The 18,683-nt window shown below is 43.9% G+C and carries 15 protein-coding genes and 1 pseudogene; 10 read left to right on the forward strand and 6 right to left on the reverse strand.

The features are described 5' to 3' along the window. The 7 genes and pseudogenes from J1G40_RS15295 to J1G40_RS18325 all read left to right on the forward strand — a co-directional run. A pseudogene (locus J1G40_RS15295) lies at nt 1-1,782 on the forward strand (hypothetical protein); the annotation flags it as partial. After that, nucleotides 1,782-2,924 carry a gliding motility-associated C-terminal domain-containing protein gene (locus tag J1G40_RS15300; protein ID WP_265243533.1) on the forward strand — a complete coding sequence of 381 codons (1,143 nt, stop codon included), beginning with the start codon at nt 1,782-1,784 and terminating at the stop codon, nt 2,922-2,924. The pseudogene J1G40_RS15295 and the gene J1G40_RS15300, both read left to right, overlap by 1 nt. Nucleotides 2,925-3,086: 162 nt before the next feature. Further along, nucleotides 3,087-7,475: a collagen-like protein gene (locus J1G40_RS15305; RefSeq protein ID WP_265243534.1), complete on the forward strand. Its 4,389-nt coding sequence runs from the start codon at nt 3,087-3,089 to the stop codon at nt 7,473-7,475. Between the two features lie 3 nt (nt 7,476-7,478). Next, nucleotides 7,479-8,636 carry a gliding motility-associated C-terminal domain-containing protein gene (locus J1G40_RS15310; protein WP_265243535.1) on the forward strand — a complete coding sequence of 386 codons (1,158 nt, stop codon included), beginning with the start codon at nt 7,479-7,481 and terminating at the stop codon, nt 8,634-8,636. Nucleotides 8,637-8,773: 137 nt separating this feature from the next. Further along, the gene (locus tag J1G40_RS15315; protein WP_265243536.1) at nt 8,774-9,508 is read left to right on the forward strand and encodes a M15 family metallopeptidase; all 735 of its coding nucleotides are present in this window, start codon (nt 8,774-8,776) and stop codon (nt 9,506-9,508) included. A 41-nt stretch (nt 9,509-9,549) separates the two neighbouring features. Continuing rightward, nucleotides 9,550-10,317 carry a M48 family metalloprotease gene (locus J1G40_RS15320; protein WP_265243537.1) on the forward strand — a complete coding sequence of 256 codons (768 nt, stop codon included), beginning with the start codon at nt 9,550-9,552 and terminating at the stop codon, nt 10,315-10,317. A gap of 127 nt (nt 10,318-10,444) precedes the next feature. Further along, nucleotides 10,445-10,612, forward strand: a complete 168-nt coding sequence (locus tag J1G40_RS18325) for a DUF6747 family protein (RefSeq protein WP_321160203.1) — start codon at nt 10,445-10,447, stop codon at nt 10,610-10,612. A 112-nt stretch (nt 10,613-10,724) separates the two neighbouring features. Here J1G40_RS18325 and J1G40_RS15325 read toward each other — a convergent pair whose 3' ends face one another. After that, nucleotides 10,725-11,117, reverse strand: coding sequence for an ankyrin repeat domain-containing protein (locus J1G40_RS15325; RefSeq protein WP_265243538.1), 393 nt, complete (start codon nt 11,115-11,117; stop codon nt 10,725-10,727). Between the two features lie 236 nt (nt 11,118-11,353). Between J1G40_RS15325 and gpmI the strand changes: the two genes are divergently transcribed. From gpmI to J1G40_RS15340, 3 genes are read left to right on the forward strand one after another with little or no spacing between them, the layout of a single operon-like run. Continuing rightward, nucleotides 11,354-12,871, forward strand: coding sequence for a 2,3-bisphosphoglycerate-independent phosphoglycerate mutase (gene gpmI / locus J1G40_RS15330; protein ID WP_265243539.1), 1,518 nt, complete (start codon nt 11,354-11,356; stop codon nt 12,869-12,871). A 25-nt stretch (nt 12,872-12,896) separates the two neighbouring features. Further along, nucleotides 12,897-13,715, forward strand: a complete 819-nt coding sequence (gene map, locus J1G40_RS15335; RefSeq protein ID WP_265243540.1) for a type I methionyl aminopeptidase — start codon at nt 12,897-12,899, stop codon at nt 13,713-13,715. 53 nt (nt 13,716-13,768) lie between these two features. Beyond that, a complete protein-coding gene (locus J1G40_RS15340; protein ID WP_265243541.1) occupies nt 13,769-14,533 on the forward strand; it encodes a class I SAM-dependent methyltransferase in 765 nt (254 codons plus the stop codon). On the opposite strand, the gene J1G40_RS15345 is transcribed toward J1G40_RS15340, so the two are convergent. The 5 genes from J1G40_RS15345 to J1G40_RS15365 are packed head-to-tail and all read right to left on the reverse strand — an operon-like array spanning nt 14,534 to nt 18,682. Further along, nucleotides 14,534-15,541 carry an FAD:protein FMN transferase gene (locus J1G40_RS15345; protein WP_265243542.1) on the reverse strand — a complete coding sequence of 336 codons (1,008 nt, stop codon included), beginning with the start codon at nt 15,539-15,541 and terminating at the stop codon, nt 14,534-14,536. It abuts the gene before it with no gap. Nucleotide 15,542: 1 nt separating this feature from the next. Next, the gene (locus J1G40_RS15350; protein WP_265243543.1) at nt 15,543-15,899 is read right to left on the reverse strand and encodes a Na(+)-translocating NADH-quinone reductase subunit F; all 357 of its coding nucleotides are present in this window, start codon (nt 15,897-15,899) and stop codon (nt 15,543-15,545) included. A gap of 60 nt (nt 15,900-15,959) precedes the next feature. Next, the gene (gene nqrF, locus J1G40_RS15355) at nt 15,960-17,267 is read right to left on the reverse strand and encodes an NADH:ubiquinone reductase (Na(+)-transporting) subunit F (RefSeq protein WP_265243544.1); all 1,308 of its coding nucleotides are present in this window, start codon (nt 17,265-17,267) and stop codon (nt 15,960-15,962) included. Continuing rightward, the gene (gene nqrE / locus J1G40_RS15360; protein WP_265243545.1) at nt 17,264-18,013 is read right to left on the reverse strand and encodes an NADH:ubiquinone reductase (Na(+)-transporting) subunit E; all 750 of its coding nucleotides are present in this window, start codon (nt 18,011-18,013) and stop codon (nt 17,264-17,266) included. Before nqrE ends, nqrF begins: the two co-directional genes overlap by 4 nt. A 21-nt stretch (nt 18,014-18,034) precedes the next feature. Beyond that, nucleotides 18,035-18,682: an NADH:ubiquinone reductase (Na(+)-transporting) subunit D gene (locus J1G40_RS15365; RefSeq protein WP_265243546.1), complete on the reverse strand. Its 648-nt coding sequence runs from the start codon at nt 18,680-18,682 to the stop codon at nt 18,035-18,037. Nucleotide 18,683: the final 1 nt, after the last annotated feature.

Here is an 18,683-nt window from a genome sequence, read left to right on the forward strand (position 1 = left end):
ACCGATGCCGGAGGTACTCTTGCAGTGCCATTAACCAGTATTGATACAGATGATCAGGATGCCTCTGAGGTTACCTATGACAATACAACTTCAGGTTTGACAGCTACCGATACTCAGGCGGCAATAGATGAAATTGCAGCGGCAGGGGGAGGGAACCCTTTAGATGAACTAAATACCACATTTGCTGTCAATGCTGGTAATTTGGAAATCACAGATGCCGGAGGTACTCTTGCAGTGCCATTAACCAGCATTGATACGGATGATCAGGATGCCTCTGAAGTTACCTACGACAATACAACTTCAGGTTTGACAGCTACCGATACTCAGGCGGCAATAGATGAAATTGCAGCGGCAGGGGGAGGGAACCCTTTGGATGAACTAAATACCACATTTGCTGTCAATGCGGGTAACTTAGAAATCACAGATGCCGGAGGTACTCTTGCAGTGCCATTAACCAGCATTGATACAGACGATCAGACAGATGCTGAAGTTCTTTTGGCAACACCATCGGATTATGACGGGAACGCCATTAATGAAACTACCGTTGAGGAGGCCCTGGATGCATTAAGCGCTGTTAGTGGTGCTCATGTAGGAACCCCCAACTCTATCTTTTTCGCTGATAGCGGAGGTTTGCCAACAGAAGACAATGACAGTTTTTATTGGGACCCTGCTGCCAGATTAAATTCCGGGGGACTATTCATTGGTATTGATGGAAATACTCCTACTACTGTAGCCAAAGTGCATATTATGGAGGAAATTAATAATAGTCTTGTATTTCCTATCCAAATGCAAAACAATGCCCAGTCCACCACTTCGGGGGTAGGAATGTTGTTTTCTGTGGATCTGAATACGGCCAGGGGCAAAGGAGCGCTTGCCTATCAGAGAAGTGGAACAAGTGGTATTGGTGATTTTCATTTTTTACAGAACACTACCACAGGGCCCGATTATCCGACCCTTGCCGACGCCGTGGTTACCATAAAAAATGACGGGGATATGGGAATTGGGACGACTACTCCCGCAGAAAAACTTCATGTAAATGGGAATTTGCAGTTAGACGGTAATCTAATAGCGCAAAACGGCGCCGGGAATTTGAATGATGTACTTACAATTACAGCTGCCGGAACAGAATGGGCCCCTGCCGGTGCTGGGGGAGTTAACCTCTCCAATACAAACTTGCAGCAAACAGCGGCAACTAATAGGACCTATGATATAAATGGAGGAAATATTGCTTTTACTGGCAGCGGCAATTTCGGTATAGGTAATGCCGCAAATCCTCCTACCAATAAATTACATGTTGCTGGTACAATAAGAAGTGAAGGTGGTTTCCTGAGTTCAGATGGCAATGCTAATGAACCTGCATTCCGTTTTAATTCGGACACAAATACAGGCATGTATAGTGCTGCTGCAAATCAGCTTGCTTTAACCACCAATGGTTTTGAGGCATTGCGCATTGATGACAACCAAAATGTCGGTGTTGGTACTGCTTCTCCAACTTCAACTCTGGCTACTGGAGGTTCCTTTGCCACTGCCATTGAAACAACAACAGGGAATACTTCGTTAGACGAAAATGATCATACGGTGATTCTTGGAGGAAATCATACTATAAATTTACCCAATGCCAGCAATTGTCAGGGGCGGGTTTATATCATCAAAAATCCAACGTTAAATATCACTACTATAGATAATTACATAGATAATACGGGTGCTGGTTCGGTAAATATACAGGCAAGTTCGGTACTTTGGCTTCAAAGTGACGGTACTAATTGGCAGCAAATCAACTAATGAAAAAGATACTTCACATATTGTTTTTTATTGGCACTATTTGCCAGGCCCAGACGGGCCTTTATAACAGTGGAAATCTGCGTATACATGATCAGGGACAACTGGGCTTTCATACCCACCTGATCAATAATGGTACTTTTGATGATAATCTTGGTTTGGCCGGATTTTATGGGAGTTCAACACTCTCTGTTTCCGGAGCCTTTATGCCCATACTTTATGATATAGAAATTGCAACAGATGCTTTTGTTGACCTGGAAACTTCTGTAAATGTACTCAACAATGCCAATTTCATTGTCGGGAACTTCAACACCCCCAGAGCGCAGCCCGATATCTATCTGAATTTTATCCAGAATGCCTTTTCTGCTGGGGAGGCAGATGCCTCAAAGGTAGATGGTTATGCTCGTATCACAGATATACAAAATTTTACATTCCCCGTTGGGGATGCCAGCCAATTAAGACCTCTTATCCTTAATTCGGATACTACCAATAGTACGGCCAAATGTGCCTACTTCCTTGAAGACCCTAACAATCCCAGTACATTTCCACCCTTTAGTACCGATATAAAACCAAGGACAATCAGTGCCATTAGCACTGTAGAATTCTGGCGATTGGAAGGAACTGTGCCGTCTACAATTTCTATAAGCTGGAATGCCAGAAGTAATTTGGCTTCACTTGCCACCGAAGTTGAACAAGTTACAATTATGGGTTGGAACAAAAGTGCAGGAAGTTGGTTGTCTCTTGGCAATGAGGCGCTTGGAGGAGATCTGACTACTGGTTTTGTAAGTTCAACCACCTTTGTCCCGGACGACTATGAGCTTATTACTTTTGGAATACTTGCAGAAGCTGAAGATATCCTTACTCTTGATAATTATATTCTTACCCCCAATGGCGATGGTATAAACGATGTGTTAGTCATCCCAGAACTGGATCTATCTCCCAATAACAGTATTCAGATTTTTGATCGCCTTGGCCTGAAAGTTTTTGATATGGTGAACTATCAAGACGAATTTGCTGGCATTTCCAATGTCGATAATTTTGTAATTAATCGTGAAAAGGGTCTCCCGGAAGGCATCTATTTTTACCTGATCACCATGGATGATCTGGGACTCAATTATCAGGGATTTTTGTACTTAGAAAGATAATTTAGCATCCTTGCTTCGTCGATAAAGCGCCATATTTAAAGGCAATCTACCTCCATATCCTATTTTACAACAACCTTGTACCGTTTCACAACATTTTCTGAAATGTAAGAAAATACCCTCTTATATTTACATCGCTTTAGCATTTACCCAAATCTTTATAAGATGAACTTAAAATATTACGCATTTGCACTATTTGTGCTTGTAGTAAATATTGCTGTCGGACAGGTCAAAATTGGTGACAATCCAAATACGATAGACGCGGCATCTATAATTGAACTAGAAAGTACAAATAAGGCCTTTGTACTTACCAGGCTAACCAATGCTCAAATGCAGAGCATCAGTCCTCTTCGCGGTGCCCTGGTATACAATACAGAAGCAGACTGTGTTTTTTATTATAACGGCGCACAATGGAACAATTTGTGTACCGGGTCAGGATCTGGTGGCACGTTTACTTTTGTTGATAACGGCAATGGAACATTCACAATAAATTATTCAGATGGTTCTTCATTTACCTCCTCCGATCTGACAGGTCCACAAGGACCAGCAGGAGCGGACGGTACTGACGGAGCAGTCGGGCCGCAAGGGCCAGCAGGAACTGACGGTGCAGATGGCGCTGACGGAGCAGTCGGACCGCAAGGACCACAAGGACCAGCAGGTGCTGATGGTGCAGTCGGGCCGCAAGGACCAGCAGGTGCCGATGGCGCTGACGGAGCAGTTGGACCACAAGGACCTCAGGGACCAGCAGGTGCCGATGGCGCTGACGGAGCAGTTGGACCACAAGGACTAGCAGGGGCTGATGGTGCTGATGGAGCAGTTGGACCACAAGGACCTCAGGGACCAACAGGTGCTGATGGCGCAGTCGGACCACAAGGACCCATAGGAAATACAGGACCGCAAGGACCCGCAGGAGCAGATGGCGCTGACGGAGCAGTTGGACCACAAGGACCCATAGGTAATACAGGACCACAAGGACCCGCAGGGGCTGACGGTGCTGACGGAGCAGTCGGACCACAAGGACCAGCAGGAGCGGACGGTACTGACGGAGCAGTCGGGCCGCAAGGGCCAGCAGGAGCTGACGGTGCAGATGGAGCAGTCGGACCACAAGGACCTCAGGGACCAGCAGGTGCCGATGGCGCTGACGGAGCAGTTGGACCACAAGGACTAGCAGGGGCTGATGGTGCTGAAGGCGCAGTTGGACCACAAGGACCTCAGGGACCAACAGGTGCTGATGGCGCAGTCGGACCACAAGGACCCATAGGAAATACAGGACCACAAGGACCCGCAGGAGCTGATGGCGCTGACGGAGCAGTCGGACCACAAGGACCCATAGGTAATACAGGACCGCAAGGACCCGCAGGAGCAGATGGCGCTGACGGAGCAGTTGGACCACAAGGACCTCAGGGACCAGCAGGAGCTGATGGAGCAGTTGGACCACAAGGACCCATAGGAAATACAGGACCACAAGGACCCGCAGGGGCTGACGGTGCTGATGGGGCAGTTGGACCTCAGGGACCAGCAGGAGCGGATGGTGCAGATGGCGCTGACGGAGCAGTTGGACCACAAGGGCCCATAGGAAATACAGGACCAGCAGGCGCTGATGGCGCTGACGGAGCAGTCGGACCACAAGGACCCATAGGAAATACAGGACCACAGGGACCCGCAGGAGCTGATGGCGCAGATGGTGCAGTCGGACCACAAGGACCCATAGGAAATACAGGACCCGCTGGGGCTGACGGTGCAGTTGGACCACAAGGACCAGCAGGTGCCGATGGCGCTGATGGTGCTGACGGAGCACAAGGGCCGCAAGGACCCATAGGAAATACAGGACCACAAGGACCCGCAGGGGCTGACGGTGCTGACGGAGCAGTCGGACCACAAGGACCTCAGGGACCCGCAGGAGCTGATGGCGCTGATGGTGCAGTCGGACCGCAAGGGCCGGCAGGCGCTGACGGTGCTGATGGCGCAGTCGGGCCGCAAGGACCCATAGGAAATACGGGACCACAAGGACCCGCAGGAGTTGGCGGTGCTGACGGAGCAGTTGGACCGCAAGGACCGGCAGGAGCTGATGGTGCTGATGGAGCAGTCGGACCACAAGGACCAATAGGAAATACAGGACCACAAGGACCCGCAGGTGCCGATGGCGCTGATGGAGCAGTTGGACCACAAGGACCCATAGGAAATACAGGACCACAAGGACCAGCAGGAGCGGATGGCGCTGATGGCGCTGACGGAGCAGTTGGACCGCAAGGACCCATAGGAAATACAGGACCTCAGGGACCCGCAGGAGCTGACGGCGCTGATGGTGCAGTTGGACCGCAAGGACCCGCAGGGGCTGATGGTGCTGATGGTGCAGTCGGGCCGCAAGGACCAATCGGAAATACAGGACCACAAGGACCAGCAGGAGCGGATGGCGCTGATGGCGCTGACGGAGCAGTTGGACCGCAAGGACCAATCGGAAATACAGGACCACAGGGACCCGCAGGGGTTGACGGTGCCGATGGCGCTGACGGAGCAGTCGGACCACAAGGACCAATCGGAAATACAGGACCGCAGGGACCAGCAGGAGCGGATGGTGCAGATGGTGCAGTCGGGCCGCAAGGACCCATAGGAAATACGGGACCACAAGGACCTCAGGGACCAGCAGGTGCCGATGGCGCTGACGGAGCAGTCGGGCCGCAAGGACCAGCAGGTGCTGACGGTGCTGACGGTGCAGTTGGACCGCAAGGACCAATCGGAAATACAGGACCGCAAGGACCAGCAGGTGCTGACGGTGCTGACGGTGCTGACGGAGCAGTTGGACCGCAAGGACCACAAGGGCCGGCAGGAGCTGACGGTGCTGATGGAGCAGTCGGACCACAAGGACCCATAGGAAATACAGGACCACAAGGACCCATAGGAAATACAGGACCACAAGGACCACAAGGAGCGGATGGCGCTGATGGAGCAGTTGGACCGCAAGGACCCATAGGAAATACAGGACCAGCAGGTGCTGATGGTACTGATGGTGCAGTCGGACCACAAGGACCTCAGGGACCAGCAGGGGCTGATGGTGCCGATGGAGCAGTCGGACCACAAGGACCAATCGGAAATACAGGACCGCAGGGACCAGCAGGAGCGGATGGTGCTGATGGCGCTGATGGAGCAGTTGGACCACAAGGACCTCAGGGACCCGCAGGTGCCGATGGCGCTGACGGAGCACAAGGGCCGCAAGGACCCATAGGAAATACAGGACCACAAGGACCAGCCGGTGCTGATGGTGCTGATGGAGCAGTTGGACCACAAGGACCTCAGGGACCCGCAGGAGCGGATGGTGCAGATGGCGCTGACGGAGCAGTTGGACCACAAGGACCCGCAGGTGCAGATGGTGCTGATGGCGCAGTCGGGCCGCAAGGACCCATAGGAAATACAGGACCACAAGGACCAGCAGGAGCGGATGGCGCTGATGGCGCTGACGGAGCAGTTGGACCACAAGGGCCCATAGGAAATACAGGACCGCAAGGACCAGCAGGTGCTGACGGTGCTGATGGCGCTGACGGAGCAGTTGGACCACAAGGGCCGGCAGGAGCTGATGGTGCTGATGGTGCTGACGGAGCACAAGGGCCGCAAGGACCTCAAGGCCCCAAAGGAGACGCGGCAGACCCGTCCTGGGAATTGGCCGGTAACTCCGGAACTACAGCTGGAACAGATTTCGTAGGAACCACAGATGGCCAGGATTTAGTACTAAAGGCCAACAATGTTGAAAAACTTAGACTGGTACAGAGTCAAGGTCAGGTATTGGTAAATCAGGCAACAACTTTTAATAGTCATCCATTGGTAATCAGAGCTAATGGTGTTGATGTCCTGGCTTTTGAAGATAATACCGGTACTGCACAATGGCACTGGAATTTACTTTCTGGCGGATTAAACTTTGTGGAGTCAGGCGTTGCAGACTACAGACTATTTCTTGAAGATGGAGGTGATGTTGGCATAGATACCAATAACCCTACAGAAAGGCTGGATGTAAACGGAAGTGGCAGATTCAGATCTTTGAGTACTGCAGATAATACCGATGACATCCTTGCAGCCGATGCTAATGGGGTACTTCAGCGTTCCAAAATAAACTATGGTGGACGTTGGACAAATTCTAACACCTCCACCAACTTAAATGTAAACAATACTGTTGCACCTATTTTTGGAACCGAGGATTACAAAGATGATGGAACTACACTCTATCAGGTAAGTGGTAACACGCTACAGGTAAATATAGCCGGACGTTACGACATAAGAGCCAATTTATCCTTTATAGGAATAAACTCATCAGGAAGTGCGGAAGCAAGGACCAATGTAAATGCAAGAATTGCTGTGAATGGAATAGCCGTAGGAGCTATCGGAGCAAGTGGATATATCCGATGGGCAAGCGGTCATGATCATTCTAGTATTCACGTAAATGAGATATTGCAATTAAATGCAAATGACGTAATCACGATTATAACTTATAGAGAGGGCAATTCTGGTACGGTCAGATTCAGTGGATCAGGAGAATCTAGTTTTGTGATAAACAAACTGAAATAGGAAATGAAAAAGAGTATTTTTTACTTATTTATTTTCATCGGCCTGCAATTATACGGACAGGAGGCCATACATAATTTTGGTACAATTCGTATTCATAATGATGCAATGGTTGGTTTTCACCTGGACCTCATCAATGATGGTACTTTCGACCAAAATATGGGCCTTGTTGGGTTCTACAACGATTTTGTACAACTGAAAGTCTCAGGTAGTTTTGCACCTGTATTTTATGATGCTGAAGTCATAGTTGAAAATGGTCTTGTCCTGGAAACGTCAATAGGAGTAAATAACAATGGAAATTTAATTTCAGGAGATATTCTGACCCCAAGAAATGAGTCGACAGTTTATTCCAATTTCTTCGACAATTCTTTCTATACTGGTGAAAGTAGTGTTTCTAAAGTAGATGGCTATGCCGCCTTTACCAATAAAGATGAGTTTGTATTTCCCGTTGGAGATGAAAACAGATTACGACCTCTTACCATAACTTCAATGGCCACAAATCCATTGGTAAAATGTGCGTACTTTTTTGAGAATCCCAACAACTCGAAATTACTGGATGCTGTATTTAATACAGATAAGAAAGCTTCTGAATACATTTCCGTAAGCGATAAAGAATTTTGGCGCCTGGAAGGTGATGTACCCTCTAATGTTACCCTTACATGGGACGATTATAGCAATATCCCTGCCCTGGGCGACTATATAAGTGATCTCAAGGTTGTTGGATGGAGTAAGGCAGATAATCAATGGGTAAATCTGGGAAATACTGACGTTACGGGAGGACTGGCATATGGTTCTGTAACATCAGATGTATTTGTTCCCAATGATTATGAGATTATAACCATAGGAGGTAATGATGATTCGTTAGAGACTTTTGATACCCTGGAGTTGGATAATTATTATATGACGCCAAATGGCGATGGTCAGAATGATGTTCTGGTTATTGACGGAGTAGAAAGATCTAACAGCAACTCGCTACAGATTTTTAATCGATACGGTGTATTGGTATACACCAAGAAGAACTACAGTAATGATTTTGATGGGCATTCTAATCGTGATAATGCCATTAAAAGAAGTTCAGGCCTTGAATCCGGAATCTACTTCTACATTATTACATTTAATGACCTCCAACAAAAACATCAGGGCTACGTTTACATTTCTAATTAGCCCTGGATATTTTCTTTATTGAATTTTCAAAATACTTCATACCTTTGATACGAACCGTCTATGGTCGCTACTAAGAATTTGGCAGCATTTTTGATTTGAGTCACAAAAGAAGTTCAATCTAACTTTTTCAGCCTATCATGTACAGAAGATCCTTTATAAAGAAAAGTAGTATTTCCGGATTAGCACTGGGTATTTTACCGGGCACAATGATTATTCAGGAAACCGAAGCATATTCCGTGTCGGAATTAATGGGGAAAGCAGATATTGAGCTTTATGGCCGGGGGATCAATTTAAGAAAAGAAGCACATGATGCCTTCCTCGAAATGAAAAAGGCGGCTGCCGCGGACGGTATCGATATTGAAGTAGTCTCTAGTTTTAGAAGTTTTGACAGACAACAGGCTATTTTTGAAAGAAAATATGAAAAGTATACAGAAGAAGGTATGCAACCTCTCGAAGCCATTGATAAAATCATAGAATATTCCACCATTCCTGGAACAAGCAGGCATCATTGGGGTACCGACATCGACCTTATTGATGGTAACAAAAAAACAAGTGGAGATGTTCTGGTTCCAGGTAAATTTGAAAGCGGGGGTCCGTTTGAGGATTTCAAGACCTGGATGGATGCCAACTCTGAAAAGTTCCATTTTTATTTGGTATACACCGATGATCCCAGACGCAAGGGATTTAAGTACGAACCCTGGCATTATAGCTATGCACCAATTTCAATCCCCATGCTAACAGCTTTTAGGGGTAAAAATATTCTACAATTATTGGAGCAGGAAGAGTTTTTGGGAGTGGAACATTTCACTACAGGCTTTGTAAAGACGTATATCACCGATAATATTTTAGACATAAATCCTGATCTCCTTTAGGTTTTTTAGTAATTTGTAGGCAACTAGAACACTGTAAAACCATGCGAAGAGGAAGTTGGAAAATCAGAATCTTTATTGGGCTTGCTATCGTTGCATTTGCCTTCATCCAAAGATGCAATAACAAAGAAGAAAATCCTTATACCGGAAGATCTCAGACCATAAGCATGTCTCCTGAACAGGAAATTGCCATCGGACTGCAAAGTGCCCCGGAGATTGCAAGGCAACACGGTGGCCTCTATCCGGACGAAAGACTCCAGTCTTTTGTTGATAATATCGGGAGGAAGTTAGTGAACAATAGCCTGGCCAGAGAAACTCCCTACGAGTACGATTTCCACCTTTTGGCAGATGACCAAACTATTAACGCCTTTGCGTTACCCGGGGGTCAGGTATTTATAACCTATGCACTATTTTCCCAACTAAATGAGTCGCAGCTTGCCGGGGTATTGGGGCATGAAATTGGCCATGTAATTGGCAGGCATTCTGCGGAACGTATTGCAGAAAGCAATTTTTGGAAAACCGTTTCTATGGGTGCTTCTGTAGGTGCTGATGCGGGAAATATTGTGAACAGTATCGGGCAAAATACATTGCTAAAAAACGGCCGTGGTGATGAACTTGAAAGTGATGAATTAGGTGTGCTTTTTATGATTCAATCCGGTTACCAGCCCGAGGAAATGATTCGCGTAATGGAAATTCTAAAGACGGCGGCTGGTCCAAATCGTCAACCCGAATTTCAGAGTACACATCCGGATCCGGATAACAGAATACAAAAAATCAAAGAAGCCATTGCAAAGTACAAAGGACGACAATAATGGCGTATGGTCCGGTTTTTTAGGTTTCTGGCTTATTTTTATTACCTTTGAATCTACACCAAATCTATACGTACGCCCCTAATTTAACCCTTATAGCTTTTACTATAACTATATAAAAGGAACTATAATGGGAACACTTACACATTTTCGCAATCTCTATGTGGATGCATTTGACAATTGCAAACCAGGGTTTGCTGTTATCTTACTCAAAATTTATTCTGTATTTTGTGCGTTAATGCTTATTATGGCAGTCTATGCTTTTATGGATAGAGCTTTAAGCGGATTTGAATTTTAGGTAAACCAAGTGTTTATTTACTCTTTTACCTGAACACTATATGTAGTAAATAAATGAACACAAAAAACCCTGACTCATGTCAGGGTTTTTTAATTGATGAGTAAACTCCCGCTTAACTCTTCATAGCATTTTCAATAACTGCTAATGCATCTACCGCATTAGAAAGTTCCGCATGTTTTTTAGCTGTGAATCCTTTATCACATTCTACTGTGATATCTGCTCCATTTTCAATAAGCAGTTCCAAAATCTCTGCCTTGTTGTAACGAGCTGCAAAAATTGCCGGACTCATACCTAATGATTTTTCATTGACGTCTTCTCCTAATTCGATCATACGTTTTACAGTGTCAATATCCCCTTGCATTATTGCTTTACAAAATGAATTAAGCTTAGCATTTGCAATTGTTGAACTAGTGATTGCCAAATCACTGTCAGAATTACTCCCGGCATAAACGCCGCTAACCGCGAGCATCAATGCCACGGCAACAGTTAGAATCGTTTTTCTCATGATGAAATAAGTTTTAATTGATGAATAGATTTTGATTATATAAATATAGACGACGTCTATGGGAAAATGTTTCACCATTAACACTTAAATAACTAAAGTTTAACATCCTGCTCAAATCAATCGTTAATTTTTTAACAGACTGGCAATACAAAAAGTAGAATAGAAAAAATCCCTGCTGGTTTAGTGGTAATACTTCTTATTTCACTGTATTTTTGATGTGTACTAAATGATATAGAATGAATAAGAAAGTACTTTTAATGATATTGGATGGCTGGGGTAAATCTCCGGATCCTGCCGTTTCGGCAATTGCCAATGCCAAAACACCCTTTGTAGATGGGCTATATCAAAAATATCCGAATTCAAATTTATTAACAGACGGTATGAACGTGGGGTTGCCAGAAGGACAAATGGGCAACAGTGAAGTTGGACATATGAATATTGGTGCTGGGAGAATTGTCTACCAGGACCTTGCCAAAATAAATTTGGCAGTACAGAAAAATACACTGAAAGACGAAGAGGTCCTGATTTCAGCTTTCAAATATGCCAAAGAAAATAATAAGCCCGTACATTTTCTTGGACTTCTGAGCAATGGAGGTGTTCATAGCCATACAGATCATCTAAAAGGCCTCATCGAGGCCAGTGAATATTATGGGATAACGGCGTCTTTTGTACATGCCTTTACCGATGGCAGGGATGTGGATCCGAAAAGTGGGATCCATGCTCTTAAAGATATGGAGGAATTTTGTTCTGGTAAAAATACGCAACTGGCTTCGGTTGTTGGAAGATATTACGCTATGGACAGAGATAAACGTTGGGAACGGGTAAAATTGGCCTACGACTTGTTGGTACACGGAAAAGGAGAGAAAACCAGCAGTATTGAAGAATCCATTCAGAATAGTTATGCTAAAGGTGTAACTGATGAATTTATAGAGCCCATTGTAATTACTGATAATGATGGAAATCCAAGGGCACAAATATCAGATGGAGATGTGGTTATATTTTTCAACTTCAGAACAGACCGTGGCCGTGAACTCACCCAGGTTTTAAGTCAGCAACATATGCATGAATACAACATGCACAAGCTGAAGTTACATTATGTTACAATGACCAATTATGATGATTCCTATAAAGGAATAAATGTGGTCTACAATAAAGAAAATATAAGGGAGACACTTGGCGAGGTCCTTGCTAAGGAAGGAAAAAAACAGATCCGAATTGCCGAGACCGAAAAATATCCGCACGTTACATTTTTCTTTAATGGTGGGAGAGAAACTCCTTTTGATGGGGAACAGCGCATTCTGTGTCCTTCGCCAAAAGTGGCCACCTATGATCTGAAACCTGAAATGAGTGCTTATGAAATTAAGGATGCCATTATCCCGGAACTTGAAAAAGAAGAAGTGGATTTTGTCTGTCTTAATTTTGCCAATCCCGATATGGTAGGTCATACCGGAGATATGCAAGCTGCTATCAAGGCCTGTGAAACAGTAGATAATTGTGCAGAGCAGGTAATTGGGACTGCTCTGAAACACGGTTACACTACTCTGGTAATTGCAGATCATGGAAACTGTGATACTATGATAAATCCAGACGGTAGTCCTAATACTGCACACACTACCAATCCTGTTCCGTTAATTTTGGTGGACCCGGATATTAGTGAAGTCAAAGATGGGGTCTTAGGAGATTTAGCACCCACCATTTTAAAGCTAATTGGCATTCCTAAGCCAGAGTTGATGACGCAAAATTCATTGGTATAATTGCAAAACAATACATTTGTAGCCCATGGTAAAACTAAAATCTGCAGAAGAAATAGAATTGATGCGCGAAAGTGCCCTGATAGTATCAAAAACATTAGGCATGCTCGCCCCTGAAATTAAACCTGGAGTTAATGCACTTCAACTAGATAAAATGGCTGAAGAGTTCATTCGTGATCACAAAGCAGAACCAGGGTTCTTGGGAATGTACGATTTTCCGAACACGCTGAATATGAGTCCCAACGCCCAAGTGGTGCATGGAATTCCTAATAAGGAGCCCTTGAAAGATGGCGATATCATATCAGTGGATTGCGGGGTATTAAAAAATGGATTCTACGGTGACCATGCCTATACTTTTGAAGTAGGAGAAGTAGACGAGGCAACCAAAAAGTTATTGCGTGTAACAAAAGAATCCCTTTATATCGGAATACGGGAGTTTAAATTGGGAAATCGGGTTGGAGATGTTGGTTATGCCATTCAAAATTACTGCGAAACACACGGTTATGGAGTTGTTCGCGAACTTGTGGGTCACGGCTTAGGAAGAAAACTCCACGAAAGCCCCGAACTTCCAAATTACGGTAAGAGAGGCAGGGGGAAGAGATTTCTCGAAGGCATGGTAGTAGCAATAGAGCCAATGATTAATATGGGTACCAGACATATAAAACAACTCAAGGATGGCTGGACTATTCTTACCGCCGATGGTAAACCCAGTGCACATTTTGAACATAACGTTGCCATTGTTAATGGAAAACCAGAACTCCTTTCCACTTTTCAATATATATATGATGCCCTCGGAATAGAAAGTAATGAGGAAGATGAGTTCAGGCAAAAAAAGCCGGCTATCTAGATTGGGCAGATTTTCCCCTACTCCTTTAATGACACCAAATTGCTTAAAATAAATTGAAAAGGCTTTTTAAATATATTCTCAACCTGTTACCAAGACCTTTACTCATTAAATTGAGTTATTTAGCAAGACCTTTTCTGGCTTTCTTTATGCGGGGTAATAAACATACCGACCCAATTGATGGCAAGAAATTCAAAAGTTTTCTTCCCTATGGGTATCTGGAACCGCGGGAGAATGTTTTATCCCCTTCTACCCTATCACTGGAAAGACACAGGCTACTTTGGTTGTATTTGAAGAATGAAACAGACTTCTTTACCGCCCCTTTAAAAGTATTACATTTTGCACCAGAGCAAGCATTTTACGGTCGGTTTCGAAAGCTAAAGAACCTAAATTATACTACTGTGGACCTCTATTCCCCACTGGCGGATGTAAAGGCAGATATATGCGATCTCCCTTTTGAAGACGATAGTTATGATGTCATCTTATGCAATCATGTCCTGGAACATATTACCGACGACTCCAAAGCGATGGAGGAACTCTATAGAGTTATGAAACCCAGGGGCTGGGGCATCTTTCAAATACCTCAGGACATCAATAGGGAAAAGACTTTTGAAGACGATAGCATAACAGACAAGAAAGAACGAACAAAGATTTTTGGACAATATGACCATGTCAGAATTTATGGCCTCGATTATTTTGATAAGCTTAGGGCAATAGGATTTAATGTTGATGCTGTAGATTATACGGCAACTATGGATGCTGCTACGGTTGATAAATATCGTCTTGCTCAAGGAGAATTGATCCCCTTTGTCATCAAATAGCTATGGTGACAACAACGATTTAAATCCCTGGGTCATGAATTCTTTGGTCTCGCCGTCTTCTCCAAGATAGATTATGTATGCATCAATATCTTTAAGACCATACAGGATAGTCTTTGAGGTCTCAAGATCCATCGCCATAAATGCAGTTGCGTAGGCATCCGCCAGAGCACAATTATCAGCCAGCACATTGGCTCCCAATATTTTAGAATTTTTTGTGAAGCCGTTTTTAGGATCAATTGTATGCACATACTTTTCACCACTTATACTATCTATTCTGAATTTTCTATAGTTACCAGAAGATGCCAAAGCACGGTTTTTAAGTGGTATTGTTATTTTTAACGCCCCCATCTGGGCATTTTGCGGATCCTCTATCCCAACGGTCCACATTTTACCCTTGATCTTATTCTCGCCTTTCGTAACGACCTCCCCACCCAATTCTACCAGGTAATTATCTATTTCCTGGCGATCTAATAGTACTGCCAGGCGATCCAAAGTATACCCCTTGGCAATGGCGTTGAAATCGAACCGTATCCCTGCTAATTCTTTTTTTATCTTGTTGTGAGAAGTTAGTTGCACTTTATGGAATCCTACATAGTTGAGCAAACTATCCACTCTTGCTTTGTCTAAAGACAGTTGCTCTCCGGGTCCAAAGCCCCATGCATTTACAAGGACACCAACTGTTGGATCAAAATAACCCTCAGTCTTATTGTAAACCGTATTTGATAATTCAAATACCTCCCTGAACATCTGATCTACAACAACAGTAGTATCGCCATCATTAATCCTTGAAATATCAGAGTCCTTTATATAAGTGGACATCGATTTATTAACTGCATCGAAAACGGAATCGATCTCTCGCTTTAAATTAAGTTCACGATTTTCAAGAAAGATGATGTTATAAGAGGTCCCAAGTGCTGGCCCGCTATGCGTATTTCTAACATAACTCTCTGTTCCTTGCTTACAGCCTATCTGCAACATTATCAGAAACACCAAAAAAATAGTTCTCATCCTACAGTTCTATTAACCCGTGATAGTCCACAATGTAACTTTCGTTTAGATATACCGGCAAGGCTCTGTCTTCGGCATTGTAAAGGCCCACCCCGGCGTAATAGGTCTTAGCATCCTGTTTTAGAGCATGTTCTTTTACTTTCATGGCCATCCCCTGATCATATACCGTTGGGTCATTTGGGAATGCAATGTTCCTGACAATTATAAAATGAAGCTGCTTGTTTTTAAGACAAACAAATTGAGGGTTTCTCTTCAGTTTGCTGTTCACTCCCATAAATTCATATCCCTCTTCCTCCAATTTTCTACCTACAATGTTCATCGCAAGGTTGTGAAGTTCCTGAACTGTCAATGCTTTCATAATACAAAAAAACCCGACTGCTTTAAAAACAGTCAGGTTGGTGATATGGTTATTTACATCTTATCCTCCAAAATCATCGAACCTGATATGTTCATCAGGGATTCCGAAATCTTCACCCATTTTTTGTACCGCTTTGTTCATTAGCGGAGGGCCACAAAAATAGAGTTCAATATCTTCTGGTGATTCGTGATGTGATAAATAGTTGTCTATTACACAATTATGTATGAATCCTACAAAACCATCCCCTGGCGCGTCAAGGTTTTCCTTTACCTGCCAATTGTCTTCCTCAAGAGGTTCTGACAGTGCCATATAGAACTTGAAATTCGGAAACTCATCCTCTAGCTGTTTAAAATGGTCGAGGTAAAAGAGCTCTCTTTTGGATCTCCCTCCATACCAATATGTAACCTTCCTATTGGTCCGTAATGTTTTAAAAAGGTGGTACAAATGAGATCGCATCGGGGCCATTCCGGCACCTCCTCCAACGTATAACATTTCGGAATCGGATTCATTTATGAAAAATTCTCCATAAGGTCCTGAAATGACTACTTTGTCTCCTGGTTTCTGGGCAAAAATATATGAAGAAGCAATTCCGGGATTAACACTCATCCAACCGTTCTTTGATCTATCCCAGGGAGGGGTAGCAATTCTGACATTCAGCATTATCTCTCTTCCTTCCGCTGGGTAAGACGCCATTGAATACGCCCTTTCAACGGTTTCAGAATTCTTCATCATCAAAGGCCACAAGTTAAATTTATCCCACTCTGCCTGAAACTTATCTGGGGTTTCATGCTCTTCAGGGTGGGCTGTAATATCAATATCAGAGTATTTTATCTCACAGGGAGGTATCTCAATTTGGATATACCCCCCGGCTTTGTAGTTCATGTCTTCCGGAATCTCAACTACAAATTCCTTTATAAAGGAAGCCACATTGTAATTTCTCACTACCGTAGCATCCCATTTCTTTATCCCGAAAACCTCTTCCGGAATGGTGATCTCCATATCTTGTTTTACCTTCACCTGACAAGCCAATCTGGCACCTTCATTTAATTCTCTCTTAGAAAAGTGCGGTGTCTCTGTCGGAAGCGCTTCCCCTCCTCCTGCCAGAACATGGCACTCGCATTGGATACATGTTCCTCCACCTCCACAGGCGGATGGTAAAAATACTTTTTGATTCCCCAGGGTAGATAACAAAGAACTACCTGATGCTACCTGAATTTGTTTTTCTCCATTAATGGTTATGGTAACAGGACCGGAAGGCGATAGCTTTTCTTTGGTAAAAAGCAATAGGGCCACCAACAATAGTAGTAATATAAGAAAGGCCACAACAGTAATGACAATTGTACCCAGGGTGCTTGCTGCTAATATCATTCTTGTTCGTTTATTGCGTTGTTATACGAAACGGTATTCTCGTCTATCTCGTTATCTTTTTCTTTTTCTTTATCCACTTCTATTTGCAAAGCCGTAGTTTCCTCTACCTCCGCAGGAGCTTCATCACCCCCGGTGAGCATTCCACCAAAACTCTGAAATCCGATCCCCATAAGACCAGTAATAATAAAAGTTATTCCCAGACCTCTAAGGGGTGCTGGCACATTAGAATATCTGATCTTCTCGCGGATTGCGGCAATGGCGAGTATGGCCAGAAACCAGCCAATACCGGAACTTACACCATAATTCAGGGCCAATCCTAAAGAGGGTATCTCCCTTGCCTGCATAAAAAGGGAACCTCCAAGTATGGCGCAATTTACTGCGATCAAGGGTAAGAATATCCCCAGTGAATTATAAAGCGCAGGAGAAAATTTTTCTACTACAATTTCAACCAATTGTACCATGGTGGCAATTGTTGCAATAAATAGTATAAATGAAAGGAAACTTAAGTTGTATTCTGCATATTCCGGACCCAGCCATACCAGTGCTCCATCTTGAAGTAAATAGGTATCCAATAGCCAGTTCAATGGAACTGTAACTGCCAATACAAATATTACAGCAGCTCCTAGTCCTACAGCCGTAGCCACTTTCTTGGATACTGCCAAATAAGAACACATTCCCAGAAATACGGCAAAAACCATATTATCTATGAAAATGGACTTAAAAAATAATTCTATATGTTCTAACATAATTTCTTGTTATAACTTCAATTAGTTTTCTTCTATCAACGCTCTGTTTCGCGATCTTTGGACCCAAATTATAATACCTACCACAATAAGAGCAGCAGGTGGTATAATCATAAAACCGTTATTCTCATAACCGGTAGAATAAAGGCCAGTTTTCTCTATTGGATTACCTAAAACAGGGATTCCAAAAAGTGTTCCTGAGCCTAGCAATTCTCTAAAAAAACCGACAATGATCAATATCACTCCGTATCCCAGGGCGTTTCCTATACCATCCAGGAAAGAACGCCATGGTCCATTACCAAGAGCAAATGCTTCAAAACGTCCCATGATAATACAGTTGGTAATAATAAGACCTACAAATACTGCCAATGTCTTACTCAGTTCATAAGCAAATGCTTTTAATACCTGATCCACGATTATTACTAAAGTGGCCACAACAATAAGCTGCACTATGATCCTTATTTTTGAAGGAATTATATTCCTTATCAATGAAATAACCACATTTCCAAGACCCAAAACAAATATCACCGATAATGCCATCACTACAGAGGCCTTCAATTCAGCGGTAATAGCCAGTGCAGAACATATACCCAATACCTGAATAGTAATTGGATTATTATCGGCCAGTGGATCTAAGATTAGATTCGCATCTTTTTTTGTAAGTAATGCCATA

The organism is Muriicola sp. Z0-33 (genome assembly GCF_026126425.1).
Taxonomy (GTDB): Bacteria; Bacteroidota; Bacteroidia; order Flavobacteriales; family Flavobacteriaceae; genus JAFMPW01.

Excerpts from the sequence above, each read along its gene's own strand:
- J1G40_RS15300 (WP_265243533.1), top strand. The coding sequence starts at position 1,782 with ATGAAAAAGATACTTCACATATTGTTTTTTATTGGCACTATTTGCCAG.
- J1G40_RS15305 (WP_265243534.1), top strand. The coding sequence starts at position 3,087 with ATGAACTTAAAATATTACGCATTTGCACTATTTGTGCTTGTAGTAAAT.
- J1G40_RS15310 (WP_265243535.1), top strand. The coding sequence starts at position 7,479 with ATGAAAAAGAGTATTTTTTACTTATTTATTTTCATCGGCCTGCAATTA.
- J1G40_RS15315 (WP_265243536.1), top strand. The coding sequence starts at position 8,774 with ATGTACAGAAGATCCTTTATAAAGAAAAGTAGTATTTCCGGATTAGCA.
- J1G40_RS15320 (WP_265243537.1), top strand. The coding sequence starts at position 9,550 with ATGCGAAGAGGAAGTTGGAAAATCAGAATCTTTATTGGGCTTGCTATC.
- J1G40_RS18325 (WP_321160203.1), top strand. The coding sequence starts at position 10,445 with ATGGGAACACTTACACATTTTCGCAATCTCTATGTGGATGCATTTGAC.
- J1G40_RS15325 (WP_265243538.1), bottom strand. The coding sequence starts at position 11,117 with ATGAGAAAAACGATTCTAACTGTTGCCGTGGCATTGATGCTCGCGGTT.
- gpmI (WP_265243539.1), top strand. The coding sequence starts at position 11,354 with ATGAATAAGAAAGTACTTTTAATGATATTGGATGGCTGGGGTAAATCT.
- map (WP_265243540.1), top strand. The coding sequence starts at position 12,897 with ATGGTAAAACTAAAATCTGCAGAAGAAATAGAATTGATGCGCGAAAGT.
- J1G40_RS15345 (WP_265243542.1), bottom strand. The coding sequence starts at position 15,541 with ATGAGAACTATTTTTTTGGTGTTTCTGATAATGTTGCAGATAGGCTGT.
- J1G40_RS15350 (WP_265243543.1), bottom strand. The coding sequence starts at position 15,899 with ATGAAAGCATTGACAGTTCAGGAACTTCACAACCTTGCGATGAACATT.
- nqrF (WP_265243544.1), bottom strand. The coding sequence starts at position 17,267 with ATGATATTAGCAGCAAGCACCCTGGGTACAATTGTCATTACTGTTGTG.
- nqrE (WP_265243545.1), bottom strand. The coding sequence starts at position 18,013 with ATGTTAGAACATATAGAATTATTTTTTAAGTCCATTTTCATAGATAAT.
- J1G40_RS15365 (WP_265243546.1), bottom strand. The coding sequence starts at position 18,682 with ATGGCATTACTTACAAAAAAAGATGCGAATCTAATCTTAGATCCACTG.